The organism is Ruegeria sp. AP7 (assembly GCF_056539905.1).
Window position 1 is genome coordinate 224,189 of the sequence record NZ_JBQFVT010000005.1, and the last position, 18,591, is coordinate 242,779.

The window sequence follows — 18,591 nt, forward strand, 5'->3', positions numbered from 1 at the left end:
ATATTGGCAGCAGCAAAAACCTATTGTCACTTATCAGTCATTCTTCACCGGACAAACAACCAATGCTCTTATTCAATGGTTTAGGCGCGACCGTCAGAGTAAACAAACTCACTTGAACATTCCCCCCTAAAAGGCATATTCCGTCGCAAAGAGTTGCATCCCGGTGAAATGTTCCGGACACCAATATCGGTACTGCGCCCATGTGCTGAGCAATGGTTAAGTGTGTGGTTCCAACCGGAAGCGCACCGCTGGCGGGAAAAAGAAGGAATTTGATTAGTGCGTATTGCTATGATTGGTACCGGATATGTCGGCCTGGTGTCCGGAGTTTGCTTTTCAGATTTCGGGCACGACGTTGTTTGCGTTGATAAATCTGAGCGCAAGATCGAAATGCTTCAGGCCGGCGAGGTGCCGATTTATGAACCGGGCCTCGATGTACTTATGGCCAAGAATGTGTCTGCAGGCCGTCTGACATTCACCACTGACTTAGCGTCAGCGGTCGATGGAGCAGACGCTGTGTTCATCGCAGTCGGAACGCCAACTCGACGCGGCGATGGACATGCTGACCTGACTTATGTGATGGCTGCCGCCGAAGAGATCGCGCAAGCTATAACTGAATATACGGTCGTAGTCACCAAATCGACTGTCCCGGTTGGTACCAATCGCAAGGTTCATGCAGTCGTATCAGCTGCCAATCCCAAGGCGAGTTTTGATGTAGCTTCGAACCCAGAATTCTTGCGCGAAGGTGCAGCAATCGATGATTTTATGCGCCCTGACCGTGTTGTTGTAGGCGTCGAAAGCGAACGCGCGGCAGAGGTTATGGCGGAAATATATCGCCCACTCTATCTGCGGGATTTCCCGATCCTGACCACCGATCTGGAAAGTGCCGAGATGATCAAATACGCCGCAAACGCATTTCTGGCGACAAAAATCACCTTCATCAACGAAATTGCGGGGCTGTGTGAACGTGCCGGCGGCGATGTTAAGGAGGTCGCACGTGGCATCGGTCTTGATGGACGGATTGGCAACAAATTCCTGCACGCCGGGCCCGGCTATGGTGGCTCTTGTTTCCCGAAAGATACCGCTGCACTTGCACGGATCGGGCAGGATCACGCGCATCCAATGCAGATCACCGAAACCGTCATCCGCGTCAATGACGAGGTCAAGAAGCGGATGATCGAAAAGATCCGGGAAGCCTGCGACGACAACTTCAACGGCAAAACGGTTGCGGTGCTGGGTGTGACCTTCAAACCCAACACTGACGACATGCGCGATGCACCGTCTCTGACGATCGTTCCGGCCCTAATTGGTGGCGGTGCCCGTGTGCGCGTGGTTGATCCGCAAGGTCGTGCCGAAGGCGAGGCGCTGCTGCCGGGTGTCGAATGGTTGGATGATCCTTATGCTGCGGCCGCAGAAGCTGATGTTGTTGTTTTGCTGACAGAGTGGAACGAATTCCGTGCCTTGAATCTGAATGACCTGGCAGAAACTATGAAATCGGCCCGCATGGTTGATCTGCGCAACATCTACTCTTCCGCGTTGGTGTTAGGCTCAGGGTTTGAGACCTATGTCGGCGTCGGAGTTGGCGATCACACACAGATGTGACCAGCCACGAGATGTAATTTTATACCTAACAATGAAAATTGCCCGGCATTTAGCCGGGCAAATTTTTATTACACCCTAGCGACGGCGTCGTTTATTCGTCAGGCCGATAAAGATCGACACGCAAGTCAGCGCCAGAACAATCGCGAACGGAAAGCCCGTTGCAATGGCCGCCTGAGGTCACAGAGCCATTCCCCAGAGAGCCAGCCTACGAAATCAGAGCGATGAGCATCGGCACAAAAGAGGATTTTATGAAATCCACCTGGCTCAATTGGAGGCCATTCAAGTTTGTTGAAAGCTGGGTTATTCAGGGCTAATCCACCAGGTCGGGTCAGCAGCGCAGCCATCCATCTAAACGGGCTGTCAGAAAAATCACGAACGCATCGTTTGGTCCAACGATCAAGCCAGCAACAACCCCTAATAATCGGCTCCTAAATTGTCCGACTAAAATTTCCGATTTGCTTCTACACTCCAAGTACCGCGCGCATCAGGCATGCGTTGAAATCTGGTCGCTATACGGGCAACATTTCTTAGTTAGAATTAGACTTTCGTTTCTTTGATTGTTGAATAAGCGTTCTGACGAGTTTGCTGGCCGCATCCGTAACTTAGAAAGTCAAGCCACTGGATCTGCCTGCCGATACAACCGACCCATGATCAGCGGCGTAAGATACATCGGGATCTGATAGGCCCCGATAAATACCATGATGGGCAGAGTTACTTCAGGGGGTAGCGCGACGAAGAAGATAGCAATGTTCCGGTTTCCAGCTATCAAGGAAACCGCTGTTGCCTTTGCAGGAGGGAGACTAGTGCGCGTCAATCGGAACGAGACCACCTGAGCGCCAAAATTAATAACACAAGCAAACACAATCCAAAATATAGCCGCTCCTGGGTTAACTATGGCCACCGCACTCAATGATGGCATCAGGCCGACAACAAATACGGCAAGCGTGATCGTTGCCGCACCTTCCATATTTAGAAGCGTGGCGTCTGACGGCTCGCGAAGAACCGTCCTCCGCAACACAACGGCAGAGAGGATAGCGACCACGATGGTAAGAAACAATCGAAGGGTGGTCATCAACACAGCCTGCATATCACCCAATTCAGGCATCAGCCAAAAAATTGGTAAGGCGGTAATTGGCAACACAGCAGTCCCCGCCACGACCAGCCGCATCGCGTATTCTGCGGGATATCCCATCATCAGGCACATATTGGGGCTGCCCGAAATAGATGGAGCCGCTGCCATGATTAGCAAAGACAGAAAGACCGGAGTATCAGTCCAGCCACAAACAATACCTACTCCCGCCACCAACAGCGGCATGGCCAGCTGAAAGGCAACGATTGTTACGGCAACCTGCTTCAGATCAACCAGCGAACCCAAAATGGCACCTGGTTTCATCCGCAGCAGCGTTAGAAAAAGCAACACCATGACCAAGGGTGGCAGGAACGGCCGCATTGGTTCGGCCAGTCCTGGTAACAAAAGGCCTGCGACAAGCCCCGACACCAAGACATATGGGCCGTGACGTGCCGCGAGGTGAAGCGGGTTCAAGGCGTTCTACCCGCCCGGACTTTGGCGCAGGTTTTCAGGCAACCAGGTGGCCAGTTCAGGGAACCAGATCAGAACAAAAACCATGAGCACCATGATCAGGAACATAGGGATAGCAGCACGCGCGATATAGCTCATCTCGTGGTTGGTCATCCCTTGCATCACGAACAGGTTGAACCCGATGGGCGGTGTGATCTGCGCCATCTCGACGACGACCACGATGAAAATCCCGAACCAGATGAGATCAATCCCGGCGTCACGGATCATCGGTTCGACAACGGCCATGGTCAGCACGACCGAAGAAATCCCATCGAGAAAACAACCCAAAATGACATAGAAAACCAGCAGGACCATCAAAAGTTCGAACCGTGTCAACTCCCACCCCGCGATCAGGTCAGCCAGCCCCCGCGGCAGGCCGGTAAAGCCCATCGACAGTGACAGGAACGCAGCGCCTGCAAGGATCAGGGCGATCATTGCGCTGGTACGAGTCGCGCCCATCAGGCTTTCAGTGAAGGTCTTCCAATTCAGCGACCCCTGCCCCGCGGCCAACAACAGACCTCCGATCACGCCAAATGCGGCCGCCTCGGTCGCGGTGGCATATCCCAGATACATAGACCCGATTACCACCATAATCAGCAAGATCACCGGTAATAGGAAACGAGAGTTCTTGACCTTTTCGGAAAAGGTCAACTTGCCCTCGTCGTTGGGGTTCCAGTCTTTGCCAACTTTGGAATAGATGGCGACGTAGCCCATAAACATCGCAGCCAGCACAAGGCCAGGCAGAATACCCGCAAAGAACAGCTTGGTAATCGATTCATTGATTGTCACCCCATAGACGATCAACGTCAACGACGGTGGGATCATTAGCCCAAGCGTTGCCGCTCCGGTTAGTGTGCCGATGACCATGCGTTCGGGGTAGTTGCGCTTTCGCAGTTCCGGGATAGACATCTTGCCAACCGTAGTCAGCGTGGCCGCAGAAGACCCCGAGACCGCAGCAAACACAGTACAGCCTACGATATTCGTATGCACTAACCCGCCAGGCAAAGGTGCCATCCACGGTGAGAGCCCTTTGAACATGTCTTCGGATAATCGCGTGCGGTAGAGGATTTCGCCCATCCAGATGAACATCGGCAAGGCGGTCAGTGTCCAGGATGACGACGCTGACCAGATAGTCGTGATCATCACATCGCCCACAGGGCGTGTTGTGAATAGTTCCATCCCGACCCATGCGACGCCCATAAGGGCCAGACCGACCCAGACACCGGTGCCCAGCAAGGTGAAGAGGACAAAGAGGAAGAGGATAATGACGGATATATTCTCCATGCTCTTACTCTCCGTGGCTCTGATCGGCCAGATCACGGGTGATGCGGTGATCACCCTTGAACAGGACGTGGAACAGGTGATCGGTGAGCGCGATGGCGAGAATGACCGCTCCGATCAGCATGGTTGATTGAGGTATCCAAAGGGCGGTTTTGTCCTGCCCCTGGCTTATGTCGTTGAACTTCCAACTCCAGTACACAAATCGATAGGCGTACCAGCAGAAATACCACATGACGGCAGAGCCGATGGCAAAGCACCAGATTTCGAGAATTCTGCGAAAGCCATCGGGAACCGCATTCAAAAGGATGGAAACCCGAATATGGCTGCCCCGGTTTAGGGCGTTGGCGAAGGCCAGAAACGACGCAGCAGCCATCGCGTATCCTGCATAATCCGGAGCGCCGGGAAAAACTTCGCCGGTCCAACGGGCCAGCATTTGCACCACAATCAACACCAGAATGGCAATCAGGCTGAGCGCCGCCAGAACCCCTGCTGCCAGATAGATGAAATCCAGTACGGACCTGAGCCCTCGCATTGCCGCCATGCTGTCCCCGCTGTGTTTTGTAGATTGGGAGCAGGCGGCAGGTTGGACCGCCGCCCGCATTGGAGTGGTTACTGAGAGTTGAACGCGTCGACGATGGCTTTGCCTTCGTCACCAGCGGCCTCAAGCCACTCGTTCGTCATGGTGACGCCGATTTCTTTCAGCTCATTCGTCATCTGCTCGGACGCAGGACCAACGGTCATACCGCCATCGCGCAGACCCTGAAGCGTAAAGCCGGTATATTCCTTGGCGCGCCAGTTACCGGCATACTCGGCCAGTTCCGCACAGCCTTTGATCACATTCTTATTGGCGTCCGAAACACCAGACCACACCTCTGAGTTGACCATCACATAGTTGCGCGGCAGCCAGGCATCCACCTCATAGAAGTAGTTCAGGCTTTCCCAGACCTTGCGGTCATATCCAGTTGAACCGGACGACACCATGGAATCCGCCACACCGGTTGCAAAGGCCTGGCTGATCTCAGCCGCCTCGATAGTGACTGGTAGCATCCCGGTCAACTCGGCCAACCGCGAAGTGGCATTGTTGTAGGACCGGAACTTGATCCCTTCCATATCCGCGACCGAGTTCACTTCGTTCTTGAAGTACAGACCTTGCGGTGGCCATGGCACGGCATAGAGCAGGGTCAGGTTCTGCTCGGCCAGCAGATTTTCAATCGAAGGTTTGGCGGCCTCCCAAAGTTTGGCGCTGTCATCAAATGACGTTGCCAGGAACGGGATCGAGTCAAACCCGAACAGAGCGTTTTCGTTCTGGTGACCAGACAGCAGACGCTCACCAATTGGGGCTTGCCCGGTCTGGATCGCACGCTTGATGTCGGCACCTTTGAACAGCGAGCCAGAAGGGTGCGTGACAATCTCAATCTCTCCACCTGTGCCGGTGGTCACGCATTTGGCAAATTCCGCGCCCGTGGCCGAGTGGAAGTTTGATGCCGAATAGGCCATCGGCATATCCCATTTCTCGGCCATTGCAGGTGCGACTGCGGCAGCTGTCAGAGCGGTTGCCGCCAGAAGGCTTGTCAGTTTTTTCATCATGTTTCTCCCTGTTAAGTTTTGACGCGCCGGCGTTCTTCGCCAGTCATTTCTATATTGCGAAACGCGAGGGTGCATAGACGCTCATGTCTGTGTTCGGGGTTCTGCCCGCAATCATCTGGGCCAGAAGTCGCCCCGTTTTCGGCCCGCCTGTCAGGCCTATGTGATGGTGCCCAAAGCCCATATACGCACCGCTGATCCCCGGAGCCTCACCAATAATTGGGATCGAGTCAGTTGGTGCTGGGCGGTGCCCCATCCATTCCACTTCCTCCTTCCATGTCAAACCCGGGAAAGCCATCCGGGCATTCTTGCGCATCAATTCAAACGGCGCGCGCGAGGGTGGCGCATCAAGTCCGCCAAACTCCACAATGCCAGCCAAACGAATGCGGCCATCCATCGGTGTGGCAACAAATTTGCCAGAAACCACCATGACCGGACTGCGCGGCATGGCAGAAGGCTCCACCAATTCAAGATGATAGCCGCGTTCGCTCTCAAGGGGAACAGAAATGCCCAAACGCTTGGCTAAAGGTCCTGACCAAACGCCTGCGGTTACGATCGCAGTTTCGCACGCGATGGTTTCCCCACCCGTACGAACGCCGGTTACCTTTCCATTCTCCTGAACCACATCATCGACTGCGGCACGAAGGATCGTGCCTCCATTTGCTTCCACATACGCCGCCAGATCTTTGACATAGCGACCCGGGTCAGTGATGTGGCCGTGGTCCGAGAGCTTCGCAGCAAAACCGATGTCTTCACTATAGACCGGGTCATAGGCATGGAAGGCTGGGCCTTCCAACTCGTCCCATATGAAACCGTTCCGACGACGAATGTCCCACCCAAATGCGTCTTCCTTGTAATGCGTCCGGTCTTTGTAGAGGAACAGGTAGTCGGATGGCACGATCCACTTTTCAGCGCCAGTGCCCTCGGCCAGCGCTTTATGGTCGTTCAGGCTATCGCCAACAATTGGTGTCAGAGCTGCAGCGATGCGTTCCACATCTGATGCATTCGCATGACTCAGATAGCGGGTCATCCAAGGGACCAGCTTTGGCAGGTACCCCCATTTCAAAAACAATGGCTGCGACGGGCTGAGCAGCATTTTGGGCGCTTTTCTGAGAAGCCCCGGAACAGTCACTGGCACAATCGAGCAGGACGCCAGCACGCCCCCATTGCCGTGGGAGGTCCCCTCCCCCGGTCCCGCCTTGTCGATCAGGATTACCTTATGTCCTTCCCTCTGCAGCCATACCGCAGCAGACACGCCGACGATCCCGGCACCGATGATCGCTATGGTCTTCTTCTCGCTCACGCCGCCACCGCCTTTGCCACTGCATAATGGTCAAGTTTGGCTATGTCTGGCCTATTGCCGAGACCAGGAGCGTCAGGGACGACCACCTGGCCGCCGCTGACTTGGAAGGGGCTTTCCAGAATGTCTTCTTTCAGGAAATAGGAAGCTTGGTAGAACTCGCAGCCCAACGTGATCTCAGGGGTTGCCGCAATCATGTGCGTTCCTGCCAGATGTGCCAGTCCAGCCTCGAACATATCGCCGCCATAGGCTGTCAGACCGTGTGCTGCAGCAACACGGGCCACAGACTGCCCCCGGGTCAGACCACCGGATTTCATGATTTTCACAGATACCCCATCACAAATGCCCTCGCGCGCGGCACGTTCCATATCTTCAGGGCCAAAGACACTCTCATCGGCCAGCAGCGGTACGTCGATCATTTGTCGTAGCTTGCCCATCATACCGAAATGGTGGGCCCGGACGGGTTGCTCGATGAAATCCGGAGCGAATTGCGCAACATCACGTACCTGAGCGGGAGCGTCCTCAATACTGAGCCCCTGATTATAGTCCACTCGAACCGAAAGCTCCGGATAATTCTGAGCGAGATACTCTAGTCGCATGATATCAAAGGCGTGATCTTTGAACCCGGTTTTGAGCTTCACAAGGCGAACACCATCCGTCTGCAACCGAGCCAAGAGGTCAATATCCTGCACAAAATCTGGATTCGCGATAGAGCAACTGAGCGGGATGGTCTCACGACACCGCCCACCCAGAAGGGACCAAACCGGAACTCCGCTGATCCTGCCTGCAAGATCAAGCAACGCAGTCTCCAATGCGGCCTTCGCTTCGGTGCAATGTGCGACCGCATAAGCCGCCCGCGCCATGATCGCTGACCGATTAGCTACCACCTCTCCGACCACGAGTGGGCGCAGATAACGATCCAGGGCTGCGTAGGTGGCTTCGGGGGTGCCTGTGAAAACGGACCAAGGGGACGCTTCACCAAACCCTTCGTTGCCGTCTTCGGACTTGAGACGCAGAACAACGACTTCGCAGACGCCTTCAACGGACCCAATACCGTGATCTCGGCGCGAGGTAACCGGCAACTCAAGGTGCCAAAGATCATAGCCTATGATTTTCTGTGACAGATTTCCCATTGCGCCCCCAGCCTATGGCGAGAGCCTGCCTTGACCGAGCTATCATTTCAAATACTATATTATCTAGAGATCATCAGAAAAAATGATACTGTAAAACATGTCCCTGCGTTTTCGTCAGCTGCAAGCCTTTCATGCAATAATGGAGACCGGAACCGTGACAGGCGCGGCTTCGGTGCTTGGAATCTCACAGCCGGGTATCAGTAACCTTCTGGCCCAACTCGAACGAGAAGCGCGGCTACCTCTATTTGAGCGTAACAAAGGACGCCTTCTGCCTACGCCAGAAGCTGAATTGCTGTATCGCGAGGTTGATACGGTTGTTCGAGGCCTGGACCACGTGGCGCAGGCCGTCACGGATCTGCAGAACAAGCACCCCGGCCAATTGCAGATCGCCGCACCACATCTTTTATCCTTCGGCTTCATGCCGCGTGAGATTGCTCGCTTCGCCAAAAGCCGCCCGAACCTATCGGTAAGTTTTCAATCGCAATATTCCTCGAAGATTCAAGAGTGGGTAATCTCTGGCTTGTTTGAGATCGGCATTGTTGAGATGCCCATTCTGCATGACACGCTAAACTACCAAGTCTTTCAGTTTGAAACGCTGGCAACCTTCCCAGAAGGAAGCCCATTGGCTGCCCATGATGTGCTCACACCCGAGATACTCGAAAATGAACCGTTCATCGTGATGGGTCCTGAACATCAAACACACAGGCGGACCAGGGACATCTTCCAATCCGCGGGGCGCACCTGGCGGACTCAGATCCACACCCATCTGTCCGAAAATCTGCTGAGCTTCGTTAAGCAAGGTATGGGGGTTGCGATGATCGACCCCTTTACCGTTACTTTTGATGGCGAGAGCGGGTATCAAACCCGACCTTTCCGACCCGCCGTGATGCTGGATCTGGCAATCATCACCGCCAAAGGACGCCCTCTTTCAACGATTGCTCAGGATTTTATGGCCCAACTAACCCCTTCGATCGCCTCCTACGCGACCCACTCTGAGACGGGTGCTGCCGCTTCGTGAAGCTGTTGGGAATGGATGTCGACCAGTGTCGGTCCATCATGCTCAATCGCCTGTTTCAGAACTTTCGGTAGATCCTCAGGGTCTTTGACTGTCCAGGATTTCACACCAAAGGCGCTTGCGACGGCGGCGTGGTCGGTGCGGTTGAAATCGACGTTGTAGTAGCGCTGGCCAAACCCCGCGTTCTGTCCCGCTTTGATCCAGCCAAAGACTGAATTCGAGAACACGATCGATGTGATCGGCATGTTGTGTCGCACCATGGTTTCGAACTCACCACAGGTGAATCCAAAAGAGCCGTCCCCCATCACGGATAACGTCTTGACCGAAGGCCGCCCGACATGTGCGCCCATAGCAGCACCCAAAGAATACCCCAGCGCCCCATGGGCTCGATTGGTAATGAAATGCCGACCGGGTTTCCGCCAGCGGTAATGTGCACTGAAATAAGGACATGGCGTGCCTGGATCAGCGACCACAATCGAATCGTCATCCAAAATATCCATCAGCGAAGCCATAACCGCTTCGGGACGGATCGGTGTTTTGTGGCTAGCAGCGAGTGAGTTGAAGGCCGCCATCTTGGCCGCCCATGCGGCGCTGGCTTTGGCAGCACCACCAAGCTTTGGCAGATCACTCCGTTCTCCCAGCGCTTGGGCCAAAGCCTCAAGCGCCAATCGGGCGTCGGCACAAATTGCAACCTCGGTCGGATAATTGGCCCCGATCACCATCGGTTCACTGTCGATATGAATGATAGTGGCATTGCGCGCGGGGCTTCTCCAGCGTTCAGTCGTAACTGATCCTGCACGACAGCCGATGAAAAGAACGACATCGGCTGCGTCCACCACTGCACGGGTGGCAGGTACCCCGCCATTCGACCCGACGACACCCAAGGCAAGAGTATCTGTTTCGGCGATGGAACCCTGCCCGGATACTGTCGTGGCAACGGGCATATCCAACAGCGCCGCGACACGGCGCAGGGCGTCTGTTGCTCCGGACAAAACAGGTCCTCCCCCGCAGACCGCCACTGCGGATTTCGATCCCGCGAGTATTTCTGCTGCCGCCTCGATCGCGTCCGGATCAGGCCCTGCGCGCTCGGCTGGATAACTGCGATGCCGGGCATCCGCCCAGATTTCGGCCTCATCGACCGGCGCTTTCTGAGTGTCAAAGGGCAGAGCAAGATGTGTGGCCCCGGGAGTTCCAGTTGTCATCGCTCGAAAAGCAGCACGCACCATGGCTGGCAGTCGCGTGGCATCATCCAGTGATGCGTTCCACTTAGCCAGCGGTTTGAACAACGCGGGCTGGTCCAATTCGGTGAGCGGATACTTCCCCCGACTGGTCGTTGCCACATCTGAGGTAATTGCCAATATAGGGACCGAGCTTTCATTGGCCTCGACCACACCGGGTAGAATGTAGGTCGCCCCACCCCCAGAAGGGCCTTCGCATACACCTGGCTTACCAGTCACCCGTGCGTAACCATCTGCCATATAGGCTGCATGACGCTCGTCCCGGGTCAGAATGTGCTGAATACCATGATCCATGCGGGCCAGCGCGTCATAGAACGGCAGGGTTGTATCACCACACAAGCCAAACATGTGCTTCACACCATGCGCTTCCAGCATACGAACCATTGCTTCGGCTCCGGTCAGATAATTCGTTCCCGTCATGGTAGATACCCTTTCGATTCTTCCTGCACACAGTACTGTATACAGTTTTGTATATTGATTTCAAGAACGGCGTGTGGCACCTGTAGATCAAGGAGAAATGCTTATGGCGGGTCCACGCGTTGATGACATCTACGATCAGGTGAAGGCGATGGCGGTCTCATTCCGCCTGCGTCCCGGCGATCGATTGAACGAAGTCGCACTATCGAAAGAATTGGGCGTCAGCCGGACCCCATTGCGTGAGGCTTTGAACCGGTTGGTCGCAGAGAGATTGTTCGACTTTCGCCCAGGACAGGGTTTTTTTTGCCGCCCTCTGGATGCCCAAAGCATTTTTGACTTGTTCGAGTTGCGCCAAATCATCGAAACCGCCGCAGTCCGAGCGGCGTGTACTAAAGCCTCTTTAGAACAATTGCAGGCGCTCCATGATGAGCTGTATGCAACCGGTATCGATATCACCGGATTGACGGTCGAAGAAGCGGTGACCCGGGACGAGGCATTCCATTTAGGAATAGCCAAACTATCCGGAAACAAAGAGTTGCTGCAGACGCTGACACGGATCAACGAGCGCATTCGCTATATTCGCTGGATTTCCATGAGCCTTGACCGGGTTCAGCGATCGAAAGACGAGCATAAACGTGTCATGCAGGCACTGATGGACCGAGATGCCGATGAAGCTGCACGGGTTTTGGGCACCCACATCAACAAGCGGATGGATCAGGTGCAGGATGCGGTGCGCCATGGGATATCCAGTATCTACATGGAAGGGTCCAAAGATATCTCGACCCGCATCATTCAGGAGGCGCAGTCATGATCGCGAAGGGTGGCAAATCTATCTATGGTGCATCCGTCGGGATTCTCATGCTGGACGCCCAGTTTCCGCGGGTTCCCGGCGATATGGGGAATGCGCAGACATGGTCGTTCCCGGTGTTGTATCGCATTGTTCGCAACGCTTCACCTGATCTTGTGGTCCGGCAACGGGCAGAAGGGCTGCTGGACGCGTTCATCGACGCCGCAAGAGACCTTGTCAAAGATGGGGTGGACGGGATCACCACCAATTGCGGCTTTCTCTCGCTGTTTCAGGAAGAACTGGCCGACGCGGTATCTGTCCCTGTAGCAACCTCCTCTTTGATGCAGGTTGAGATGGTCAATCGCGTTTTGCCTGCGGGAAAACATGCCGGAGTACTGACCATTTCCGCATCGACGCTGAGCAAAGAACACCTAAGAAAAGCTCGTGTTCCCGAGGGCACACCAATCGGCACAACCGAAGGAGGTATCGAATTTACCTCGGCGATCCTTGAAAACAAACTGACATTGGATGTGGACAAAGCCCGCACCGACAATGTCAAAGCGGCGCTTGCCCTTCAGTCCGACAATCCCGACCTTGGCGCCATCGTGTTGGAATGCACCAATATGTGTCCCTACGCGCCGGATATTCAAAAAGCGACAGGCCTGCCCGTATTTTCCATCGTGTCTTTCATAAACTGGTTTCATGCCGGACTAACTCCGCCTGAGTACCTGTAAAGTCCCAGAACATAGGAACTGCCCCTACACACTTAACTTAGGAAGCCCATATCACCTTCCCTACGGTTAATATGTTAAGGAAAGCGCTTGACCTCAGCGGGCACATTACTTAACATGTTTATCAAATAATCGCAGAGAGAGGGGCTATGCCGCATTTTCACGTCGACTACTCGGGAAACCTCGAAAATATCGTGGACATGAGCGGTCTGTGCGAATGCCTCCGCGCGGCAGCGGCGGATATTGATACCTTCCCAACGCCCGGAATTCGCATTCGCGCGGTGCGGGTCGATCACTATGCCATCGCCGATGGAAACCCGGCCCACGGGTTTATCGATATCTCGATCCGCCTGCGCGCAGGTCGCAGTGAAGATGTGAAACAAGATGCCACTCGGCGCATCTTTGAGGCAGCCAATACTTATCTGGCCCCGGCTATGGCCCGCCATTCAATCGCATTGTCGCTGGAAATGCGTGACATAGACCCTGAGCTTTCCCCAAAAACCGGCACGATCCGCGACCATATGGGCGCGGCCCGTCAGGAGACCTGATACATGAGCGCACTGGACAGCAATATCGAAAAACTGGCTGGCTATCTGACCCGTTTCAAGGAAACTGGAATCAGAAACCGGATCAATGGGAAAGACCACGATGGCTCTGGTGGTGTGTTTCAATCCACGACACCAGTTGATAAAAGCACCATCTGTGATGTGGCCCGCAGCACTGAGGCTGATGTAGATGCGGCGGCCCAAGCCGCAAAGGACGCATTTCCAGCGTGGCGGGACATGCCCGCAACAGAACGAAAGAAAATTCTGATCAACATTGCTGACGCAATCGAGACGCGCGCCGAAGAGATTGCCCTATGCGAATGCTGGGACACGGGACAGACATGGCGGTTCATGTCCAAGGCAGCTTTGCGCGGGGCCGAGAACTTTCGCTATTTTGCTGATCAGGTGGTGCAGGCCCGCGATGGTCAGCAGTTGAAATCACCAACCTTGATGAATGTTACCACCCGCGTACCGATCGGCCCTGTGGGTGTGATCACGCCATGGAACACGCCGTTCATGCTGAGCACATGGAAGATCGCTCCTGCGTTGGCTGCGGGCTGCACCGTAGTTCACAAACCGGCCGAAGATAGCCCGCTAACCGCAAGACTGCTAGTAGAAATTGCAGAAGAGGCCGGGCTTCCACCAGGTGTTCTGAACACCGTAAACGGTTTTGGTCATGATGCAGGCAAACGTCTGACTGAGCATCCTGCGATCAAAGCAATTGCTTTTGTAGGTGAAAGCCGCACCGGAAGCATTATCACCAAGCAAGGGGCAGATACACTGAAGCGGATGCATCTTGAACTAGGCGGAAAAAATCCAGTGATCGTGTTTGATGACGCCGATCTGGATCGTGCGCTGGATGCGGTAATCTTCATGATTTATTCGATCAACGGTGAGCGCTGTACTTCATCGTCGCGTTTGCTGGTACAAGATACGATCAAAGAGGAATTCGAAGCCCGCTTGATTGAACGTGTCAACAACATCAAGGTCGGGCATCCGCTGGACCCAGCAACCGAGATTGGCCCGATTGTAACCGAAGAACACTACAACAAAGTCACCAGCTACTTTGACATCGCCAAGGCTGACGGTGCCACAATCGCTGCAGGTGGCGAAAAGGTCGGCGACGAAGGCTATTTTGTCCGCCCCACCCTGTTCACTAACGCCAATAACCAGATGCGGATTGCGCGAGAGGAAATATTTGGACCCGTTCTGACCTCAATCCCCTTCTCGACCGAGGACGAGGCGCTGACTATGGCGAACGACACCGACTATGGCCTGACCGGTTATGTCTGGACCAACGATCTGACCCGCGCCCTACGCTTTACCGACAAGCTCGAGGCTGGGATGATATGGGTAAACTCGGAGAACGTTCGACACCTACTCACACCGTTTGGCGGGGTAAAGGCATCCGGCATAGGTCGCGATGGCGGCGATTGGAGCTTTGAGTTCTATATGGAACAAAAGCATATCGGGTTTGCCACAGGGCAACACAAAATCATGCAATTGGGTAAGCTATAATAGGCCAACCCGCTCGAAAGACTGAAAATTCAGGAGGAGATCATGGGCGAAATCGTTCTTGCTGCAAAGATGACCCACGTACCCACGCTGCTTATGTCCGAGCAGGAAGGGCCGATAAAAGGCAAACGTCAGCCAGCCATTGACGGTCACCGCGAAATCGCACGTCGCGCGAAAGAGCTGGGTGCAACCACAGTGGTTATTTGTGACACCCATTGGGTGATCAATGCCGGGTTCCACATCAACGCGAACGAGAAGTTCGAGGGGCTGTTCACCTCAAACGAATTCCCTCAGTTCATTCAAAACCTGCCTTATTCGTATCGGGGCAACCCGGAAATGGGGGATGCGATTGCCAAAATCGCATCGGATAAGGGCGCCTATACGCTTGCGCATCATCTGGACAGTCTTGAACTGGAATATGGCACTTTGGTCCCGATGCGGTTCATGAGCCGCGAGCATGACATGAAGGTCGTCTCCGTCGCTGCTTGGGCCACGGTTCACGATCACGACGAAAGTCGGATCATCGGTGAAGCCATTCGCGAGGCGGTCGAGGCCAGCGATGAGAAGGTGCTGCTGGTCGCGTCCGGTTCCCTGTCGCACAAGATCTGGGCCAACAAGGATTACGCTGCCAATAACGGCACATTTACCATCAGCTCGGAATTCAACCGCCAGATGGACTTGCACGTTCTTGAAATGTGGAAGAACGGCGACCACGCCACATTCCTCAAAATGCTGGGCGACTATGCCACTTTCTGCTGTGGTGAAGGTTCGATGCACGACACGGCGATGCTGTATGGCGCACTGGGATGGGATGCCTATGACAAGAAGTGCGAGGTCGTGACTGAGTACTTCCCCAGCTCGGGCACCGGACAGACCAATGTCATCTTCCCCGTTTGAACCCTCGAATTGCTGAATCAGAACCTGAGTGTGGCGGCTAACAGTTGAATTTCAGTATGAGACCGGACCCCGCTAACGAGGATAAAAATCAATGCGCTATGCAACTTACACAGCCAATGAAGAACTATTCTACGGGGCGGTTGCCGATGAGGGCATGATCGCCCTTTCGCCGGATTTTCCCCACTGGCCATCTCTGTATGATGTTATAGCTGCAGGTGCATTGGACCAGCTAGGGGCGGTTGCCAAAGGCAAACCTGTGACACACACCGAGTTCACCTATGAAATGGTCATGCCCAATGCGCGGCGCATCCTGTGCGTTGGAGTAAATTTCCCTGATCGGAATGCCGAGTACAAAGATGGCAGCGCGCAACCGAAATACATGTCGCTGTTTCCACGTTTCGCCAGTGGATTTACGGGTCATGAACAAAACCTCGTTCGTCCTCCCGAAAACCACACATTGGACTACGAAGGCGAGGTTGCGATTGTCATCGGCAAAACGGGGCGACGTATCCCTCAGGATCAGGCCTATGACCATGTCGCAGCGCTGACACTGTGCAACGAAGGCACGATCCGCGATTGGGTCAGGCACGCGAAATTTAACGTCACGCAAGGCAAGAACTGGGATCGTTCTGGGTCCATCGGGCCGTGGCTGGTGCCATTTACCAACGCCTCTCAGCTGGATGACGCCCGTATCGTCACCCGCGTCAACGGAGAGGTACGTCAGGACGATACGCTGAACCGCATGATGTTTCCGATCCGACGCGAGATCGAATATATCTCGACCTTCATGACCCTGCAGCCTGGGGATATAATCGTTACCGGCACGCCCACAGGCGCGGGTGCGCGGTTTGATCCGCCTAAATACCTCAAGCCAGGCGACGTGGTCGAAATCGAAGTCGAAGGCATTGGGACTTTGCGCAATGGCATCGAGGACGAAATTGTATGACGCCCGCCGAACACGCAAAAGCCGCTGCAGACTTGCTTGACGCCGAACGCAGCGGCAATCAGATCGGCCTTCTGTCTTTGCGTCATCCTGAGATGGGGATGGATGATGCTTATGAGGTACAAAACGCTATCTACCGCGCCAAGTTGGCCGAGGGTCGCAGCGTGGTTGGTTGGAAGATCGGCCTAACCTCGAAAGCGATGCAATACGCGCTAAACATCGATATCCCTGACAGCGGTATCCTGTTTGACGACATGATCTTTGACAATGGCGCAACCGTGCCTGCCGACCGATTCATTCAGCCCCGCATCGAAGCTGAGATCGCCTTTGTCACCAAATCTCCGTTGGGTGGAGACAACGTGAGCCGAGAAGATGTGATTGCAGCCACTGAATATGTCGCACCTGCCATCGAAATTCTCGATACGCGGATCCAGCGTGTAGACCCCGAGACCGGCAAGACCCGAACCGTGTTCGATACCATCAGTGACAATGCGGCCAATGCTGGCATTGTGTTGGGTGCTGCGCGTCATAAGATCGATGCTGCCGATCTGCGATGGGTCGGAGCTCTGACATTCCGCAACGGTGAAATCGAAGAAACCGGACTGGGAGCGGGTGTGCTGAACGACCCAATCGAAAGCGTTGTTTGGCTGGCGCGCCGCATGGCCACATATGGCCAAAGCATTGAGCCCGGCCAGATTATCCTGTCCGGTAGTTTTATCCGACCGGTCGAATGCCCTTCCGGGACCGAAATCCATGCTGATTTCGGCGCGTTTGGGTCCGTTGACATTCGCTTCGCTTAAAAGAGAGTTCGCCATGCCTGCCCCAACAAACCGCTTTAAGATCGCGCTAAAAGAAAAACGCCCCCAAATGGGTTGCTGGATTGGCTTGGCAAGTCCATACGCCGCCGAAATCTCGGCAACCGCCGGATTTGATTGGCTGCTAGTAGATGGCGAACATGCCCCGAATGATCTGCGCTCGATACTGGAACAGGTGCGCGTGATTGAAGCCTCCGACAGCATACCACTCGCCCGCTTGCCGATCGGCGAAACATGGTTGATCAAGCAATATCTGGATGCGGGTATTCAAAGTCTCCTTGTACCAATGGTTGAAACTAAGGATCAGGCAGAAGAACTGGTTCGGGCGGTTCGGTATCCGCCTATTGGGTCACGCGGTGTCGGTTCGTCTTTAGCTAGGGCGTCGATGTTCGCCGCAATCGACGACTATCTCACCACTGCAGATGACCAGATATGTCTGATCGTTCAGGTTGAAAACCGTGCCGGCATGGCGGCACTTGACGGAATACTGGAGACCGAGGTTGACGGGGTCTTTATTGGACCAGCAGATCTGGCTGCTGATATGGGCCATATCGGCCAGGCAGGACACCCAGAGGTCAAAGCCGCCGTGCTTGATGCCATAAAACGCACAGTGGCTACTGGCAAGGCAGCGGGTATTCTGACCACGGAACCCGAGATGCAACGCCAATGTCTTGATCTGGGTGCAACCTTTGTAGCCACCGACATTGATGTAACCCGGTTTGCTAGTGCTATTCGCACGAGCGCGCAACAAGCGTTGAGCCTGCTTCCTGACCAGACAGCATCGGGACGGATGACCTCGGCCAACAGCAGCAAATATCTGCAACAACTCTGCAAGCACTGGTCGCACAAGGCCGAGGTTGAATTCAACGAGACGCACGGCCGGATCAACTTTTCGGATGGCAAATCTGTCGAGATGTCGGCGACCCAAGACTATCTGTCGATTGTCGCTACAACGGGCGCGCGCGGTGACCTGGAGCATTGGAAACAGATTATTGAACAACACCTCTTACGCTTCGCCTTCCGCGAAGAATGCACGCCGATCTGGGATCAGAGTTCTTCCTGATCCGTTCACGCAGATTTGACAGCGACGAGTCAACAACTGGCCCACTTCTGGTCGCTTACTGGCAGCGTCGCGCCGTTTGACGCATTGAACAAAACCATTGTTTGTGAGACGAACCGGCGCAGTGCAACTACGGGCAAGCCAATTGGTGT

At 54.6% G+C, this 18,591-nt stretch carries 17 protein-coding genes; 10 read left to right on the top strand and 7 right to left on the bottom strand.

The genetic code is table 11. The features are described from left to right. Positions 1–276: 276 nt before the first annotated feature. The gene (locus ACR0KN_RS12160) at positions 277–1,599 is read left to right on the top strand and encodes a UDP-glucose dehydrogenase family protein (RefSeq protein WP_010441586.1); all 1,323 of its coding nucleotides are present in this window, start codon (positions 277–279) and stop codon (positions 1,597–1,599) included. Positions 1,600–2,209: 610 nt separating this feature from the next. Here the strand turns inward: ACR0KN_RS12160 and ACR0KN_RS12165 are convergent. The 6 genes from ACR0KN_RS12165 to ACR0KN_RS12190 form a co-directional block, all read right to left on the bottom strand. Then, positions 2,210–3,022 (bottom strand): hypothetical protein, encoded by an 813-nt coding sequence (locus ACR0KN_RS12165; protein ID WP_480653898.1) that lies wholly within the window; start codon positions 3,020–3,022, stop codon positions 2,210–2,212. A 126-nt stretch (positions 3,023–3,148) separates the two neighbouring features. Then, the gene (locus ACR0KN_RS12170; protein ID WP_010441588.1) at positions 3,149–4,462 is read right to left on the bottom strand and encodes a TRAP transporter large permease; all 1,314 of its coding nucleotides are present in this window, start codon (positions 4,460–4,462) and stop codon (positions 3,149–3,151) included. A gap of 4 nt (positions 4,463–4,466) precedes the next feature. Then, positions 4,467–5,000, bottom strand: a complete 534-nt coding sequence (locus ACR0KN_RS12175) for a TRAP transporter small permease (RefSeq protein WP_170406962.1) — start codon at positions 4,998–5,000, stop codon at positions 4,467–4,469. A 68-nt stretch (positions 5,001–5,068) separates the two neighbouring features. Then, a complete protein-coding gene (locus ACR0KN_RS12180; RefSeq protein WP_480653802.1) occupies positions 5,069–6,043 on the bottom strand; it encodes a TRAP transporter substrate-binding protein in 975 nt (324 codons plus the stop codon). Positions 6,044–6,095: 52 nt separating this feature from the next. After that, the gene (locus tag ACR0KN_RS12185) at positions 6,096–7,346 is read right to left on the bottom strand and encodes an NAD(P)/FAD-dependent oxidoreductase (protein WP_480653804.1); all 1,251 of its coding nucleotides are present in this window, start codon (positions 7,344–7,346) and stop codon (positions 6,096–6,098) included. Next, entirely contained in the window at positions 7,343–8,476 is a 1,134-nt protein-coding gene (locus ACR0KN_RS12190; protein ID WP_480653806.1) for an enolase C-terminal domain-like protein, read from the bottom strand. The genes ACR0KN_RS12185 and ACR0KN_RS12190 overlap by 4 nt, the downstream gene beginning before the upstream one ends. Before the next feature lie 97 nt (positions 8,477–8,573). Between ACR0KN_RS12190 and ACR0KN_RS12195 the strand changes: the two genes are divergently transcribed. Then, positions 8,574–9,494: a LysR family transcriptional regulator gene (locus ACR0KN_RS12195; RefSeq protein WP_170774415.1), complete on the top strand. Its 921-nt coding sequence runs from the start codon at positions 8,574–8,576 to the stop codon at positions 9,492–9,494. Here ACR0KN_RS12195 and ACR0KN_RS12200 read toward each other — a convergent pair. Beyond that, entirely contained in the window at positions 9,455–11,149 is a 1,695-nt protein-coding gene (locus ACR0KN_RS12200; RefSeq protein WP_480653808.1) for a thiamine pyrophosphate-binding protein, read from the bottom strand. The genes ACR0KN_RS12195 and ACR0KN_RS12200 overlap by 40 nt on opposite strands. A 103-nt stretch (positions 11,150–11,252) precedes the next feature. Between ACR0KN_RS12200 and ACR0KN_RS12205 the strand changes: the two genes are divergently transcribed. From ACR0KN_RS12205 to ACR0KN_RS12240, 8 genes are all read left to right on the top strand, one after another. Continuing rightward, the gene (locus ACR0KN_RS12205) at positions 11,253–11,957 is read left to right on the top strand and encodes a GntR family transcriptional regulator (protein ID WP_480653810.1); all 705 of its coding nucleotides are present in this window, start codon (positions 11,253–11,255) and stop codon (positions 11,955–11,957) included. Continuing rightward, positions 11,954–12,667 (top strand): aspartate/glutamate racemase family protein, encoded by a 714-nt coding sequence (locus ACR0KN_RS12210; RefSeq protein WP_170543985.1) that lies wholly within the window; start codon positions 11,954–11,956, stop codon positions 12,665–12,667. Before ACR0KN_RS12205 ends, ACR0KN_RS12210 begins: the two co-directional genes overlap by 4 nt. Before the next feature lie 146 nt (positions 12,668–12,813). Next, positions 12,814–13,212: a 5-carboxymethyl-2-hydroxymuconate Delta-isomerase gene (locus tag ACR0KN_RS12215; RefSeq protein WP_480653812.1), complete on the top strand. Its 399-nt coding sequence runs from the start codon at positions 12,814–12,816 to the stop codon at positions 13,210–13,212. A gap of 3 nt (positions 13,213–13,215) precedes the next feature. Then, positions 13,216–14,727 (top strand): 5-carboxymethyl-2-hydroxymuconate semialdehyde dehydrogenase, encoded by a 1,512-nt coding sequence (gene hpaE, locus ACR0KN_RS12220; protein WP_480653814.1) that lies wholly within the window; start codon positions 13,216–13,218, stop codon positions 14,725–14,727. 42 nt (positions 14,728–14,769) lie between these two features. Next, on the top strand, positions 14,770–15,621 hold the full coding sequence (gene hpaD / locus ACR0KN_RS12225) for a 3,4-dihydroxyphenylacetate 2,3-dioxygenase (RefSeq protein WP_480653816.1): 852 nt from the start codon (positions 14,770–14,772) through the stop codon (positions 15,619–15,621). Between the two features lie 91 nt (positions 15,622–15,712). Next, positions 15,713–16,567 (top strand): fumarylacetoacetate hydrolase family protein, encoded by an 855-nt coding sequence (locus tag ACR0KN_RS12230; protein WP_480653818.1) that lies wholly within the window; start codon positions 15,713–15,715, stop codon positions 16,565–16,567. Further along, on the top strand, positions 16,564–17,364 hold the full coding sequence (hpaH, locus tag ACR0KN_RS12235; RefSeq protein ID WP_480653820.1) for a 2-oxo-hept-4-ene-1,7-dioate hydratase: 801 nt from the start codon (positions 16,564–16,566) through the stop codon (positions 17,362–17,364). Before ACR0KN_RS12230 ends, hpaH begins: the two co-directional genes overlap by 4 nt. Before the next feature lie 13 nt (positions 17,365–17,377). Next, positions 17,378–18,442, top strand: coding sequence for an aldolase/citrate lyase family protein (locus tag ACR0KN_RS12240; RefSeq protein WP_480653822.1), 1,065 nt, complete (start codon positions 17,378–17,380; stop codon positions 18,440–18,442). Positions 18,443–18,591: the final 149 nt, after the last annotated feature.

Excerpts from the sequence above, each read along its gene's own strand:
- ACR0KN_RS12165 (WP_480653898.1), bottom strand. The coding sequence starts at position 3,022 with ATGGTGTTGCTTTTTCTAACGCTGCTGCGGATGAAACCAGGTGCCATT.
- ACR0KN_RS12170 (WP_010441588.1), bottom strand. The coding sequence starts at position 4,462 with ATGGAGAATATATCCGTCATTATCCTCTTCCTCTTTGTCCTCTTCACC.
- ACR0KN_RS12175 (WP_170406962.1), bottom strand. The coding sequence starts at position 5,000 with ATGGCGGCAATGCGAGGGCTCAGGTCCGTACTGGATTTCATCTATCTG.
- ACR0KN_RS12180 (WP_480653802.1), bottom strand. The coding sequence starts at position 6,043 with ATGAAAAAACTGACAAGCCTTCTGGCGGCAACCGCTCTGACAGCTGCC.
- ACR0KN_RS12190 (WP_480653806.1), bottom strand. The coding sequence starts at position 8,476 with ATGGGAAATCTGTCACAGAAAATCATAGGCTATGATCTTTGGCACCTT.
- ACR0KN_RS12195 (WP_170774415.1), top strand. The coding sequence starts at position 8,574 with ATGTCCCTGCGTTTTCGTCAGCTGCAAGCCTTTCATGCAATAATGGAG.
- ACR0KN_RS12200 (WP_480653808.1), bottom strand. The coding sequence starts at position 11,149 with ATGACGGGAACGAATTATCTGACCGGAGCCGAAGCAATGGTTCGTATG.
- ACR0KN_RS12205 (WP_480653810.1), top strand. The coding sequence starts at position 11,253 with ATGGCGGGTCCACGCGTTGATGACATCTACGATCAGGTGAAGGCGATG.
- ACR0KN_RS12210 (WP_170543985.1), top strand. The coding sequence starts at position 11,954 with ATGATCGCGAAGGGTGGCAAATCTATCTATGGTGCATCCGTCGGGATT.
- ACR0KN_RS12215 (WP_480653812.1), top strand. The coding sequence starts at position 12,814 with ATGCCGCATTTTCACGTCGACTACTCGGGAAACCTCGAAAATATCGTG.
- hpaE (WP_480653814.1), top strand. The coding sequence starts at position 13,216 with ATGAGCGCACTGGACAGCAATATCGAAAAACTGGCTGGCTATCTGACC.
- hpaD (WP_480653816.1), top strand. The coding sequence starts at position 14,770 with ATGGGCGAAATCGTTCTTGCTGCAAAGATGACCCACGTACCCACGCTG.
- ACR0KN_RS12230 (WP_480653818.1), top strand. The coding sequence starts at position 15,713 with ATGCGCTATGCAACTTACACAGCCAATGAAGAACTATTCTACGGGGCG.
- hpaH (WP_480653820.1), top strand. The coding sequence starts at position 16,564 with ATGACGCCCGCCGAACACGCAAAAGCCGCTGCAGACTTGCTTGACGCC.
- ACR0KN_RS12240 (WP_480653822.1), top strand. The coding sequence starts at position 17,378 with ATGCCTGCCCCAACAAACCGCTTTAAGATCGCGCTAAAAGAAAAACGC.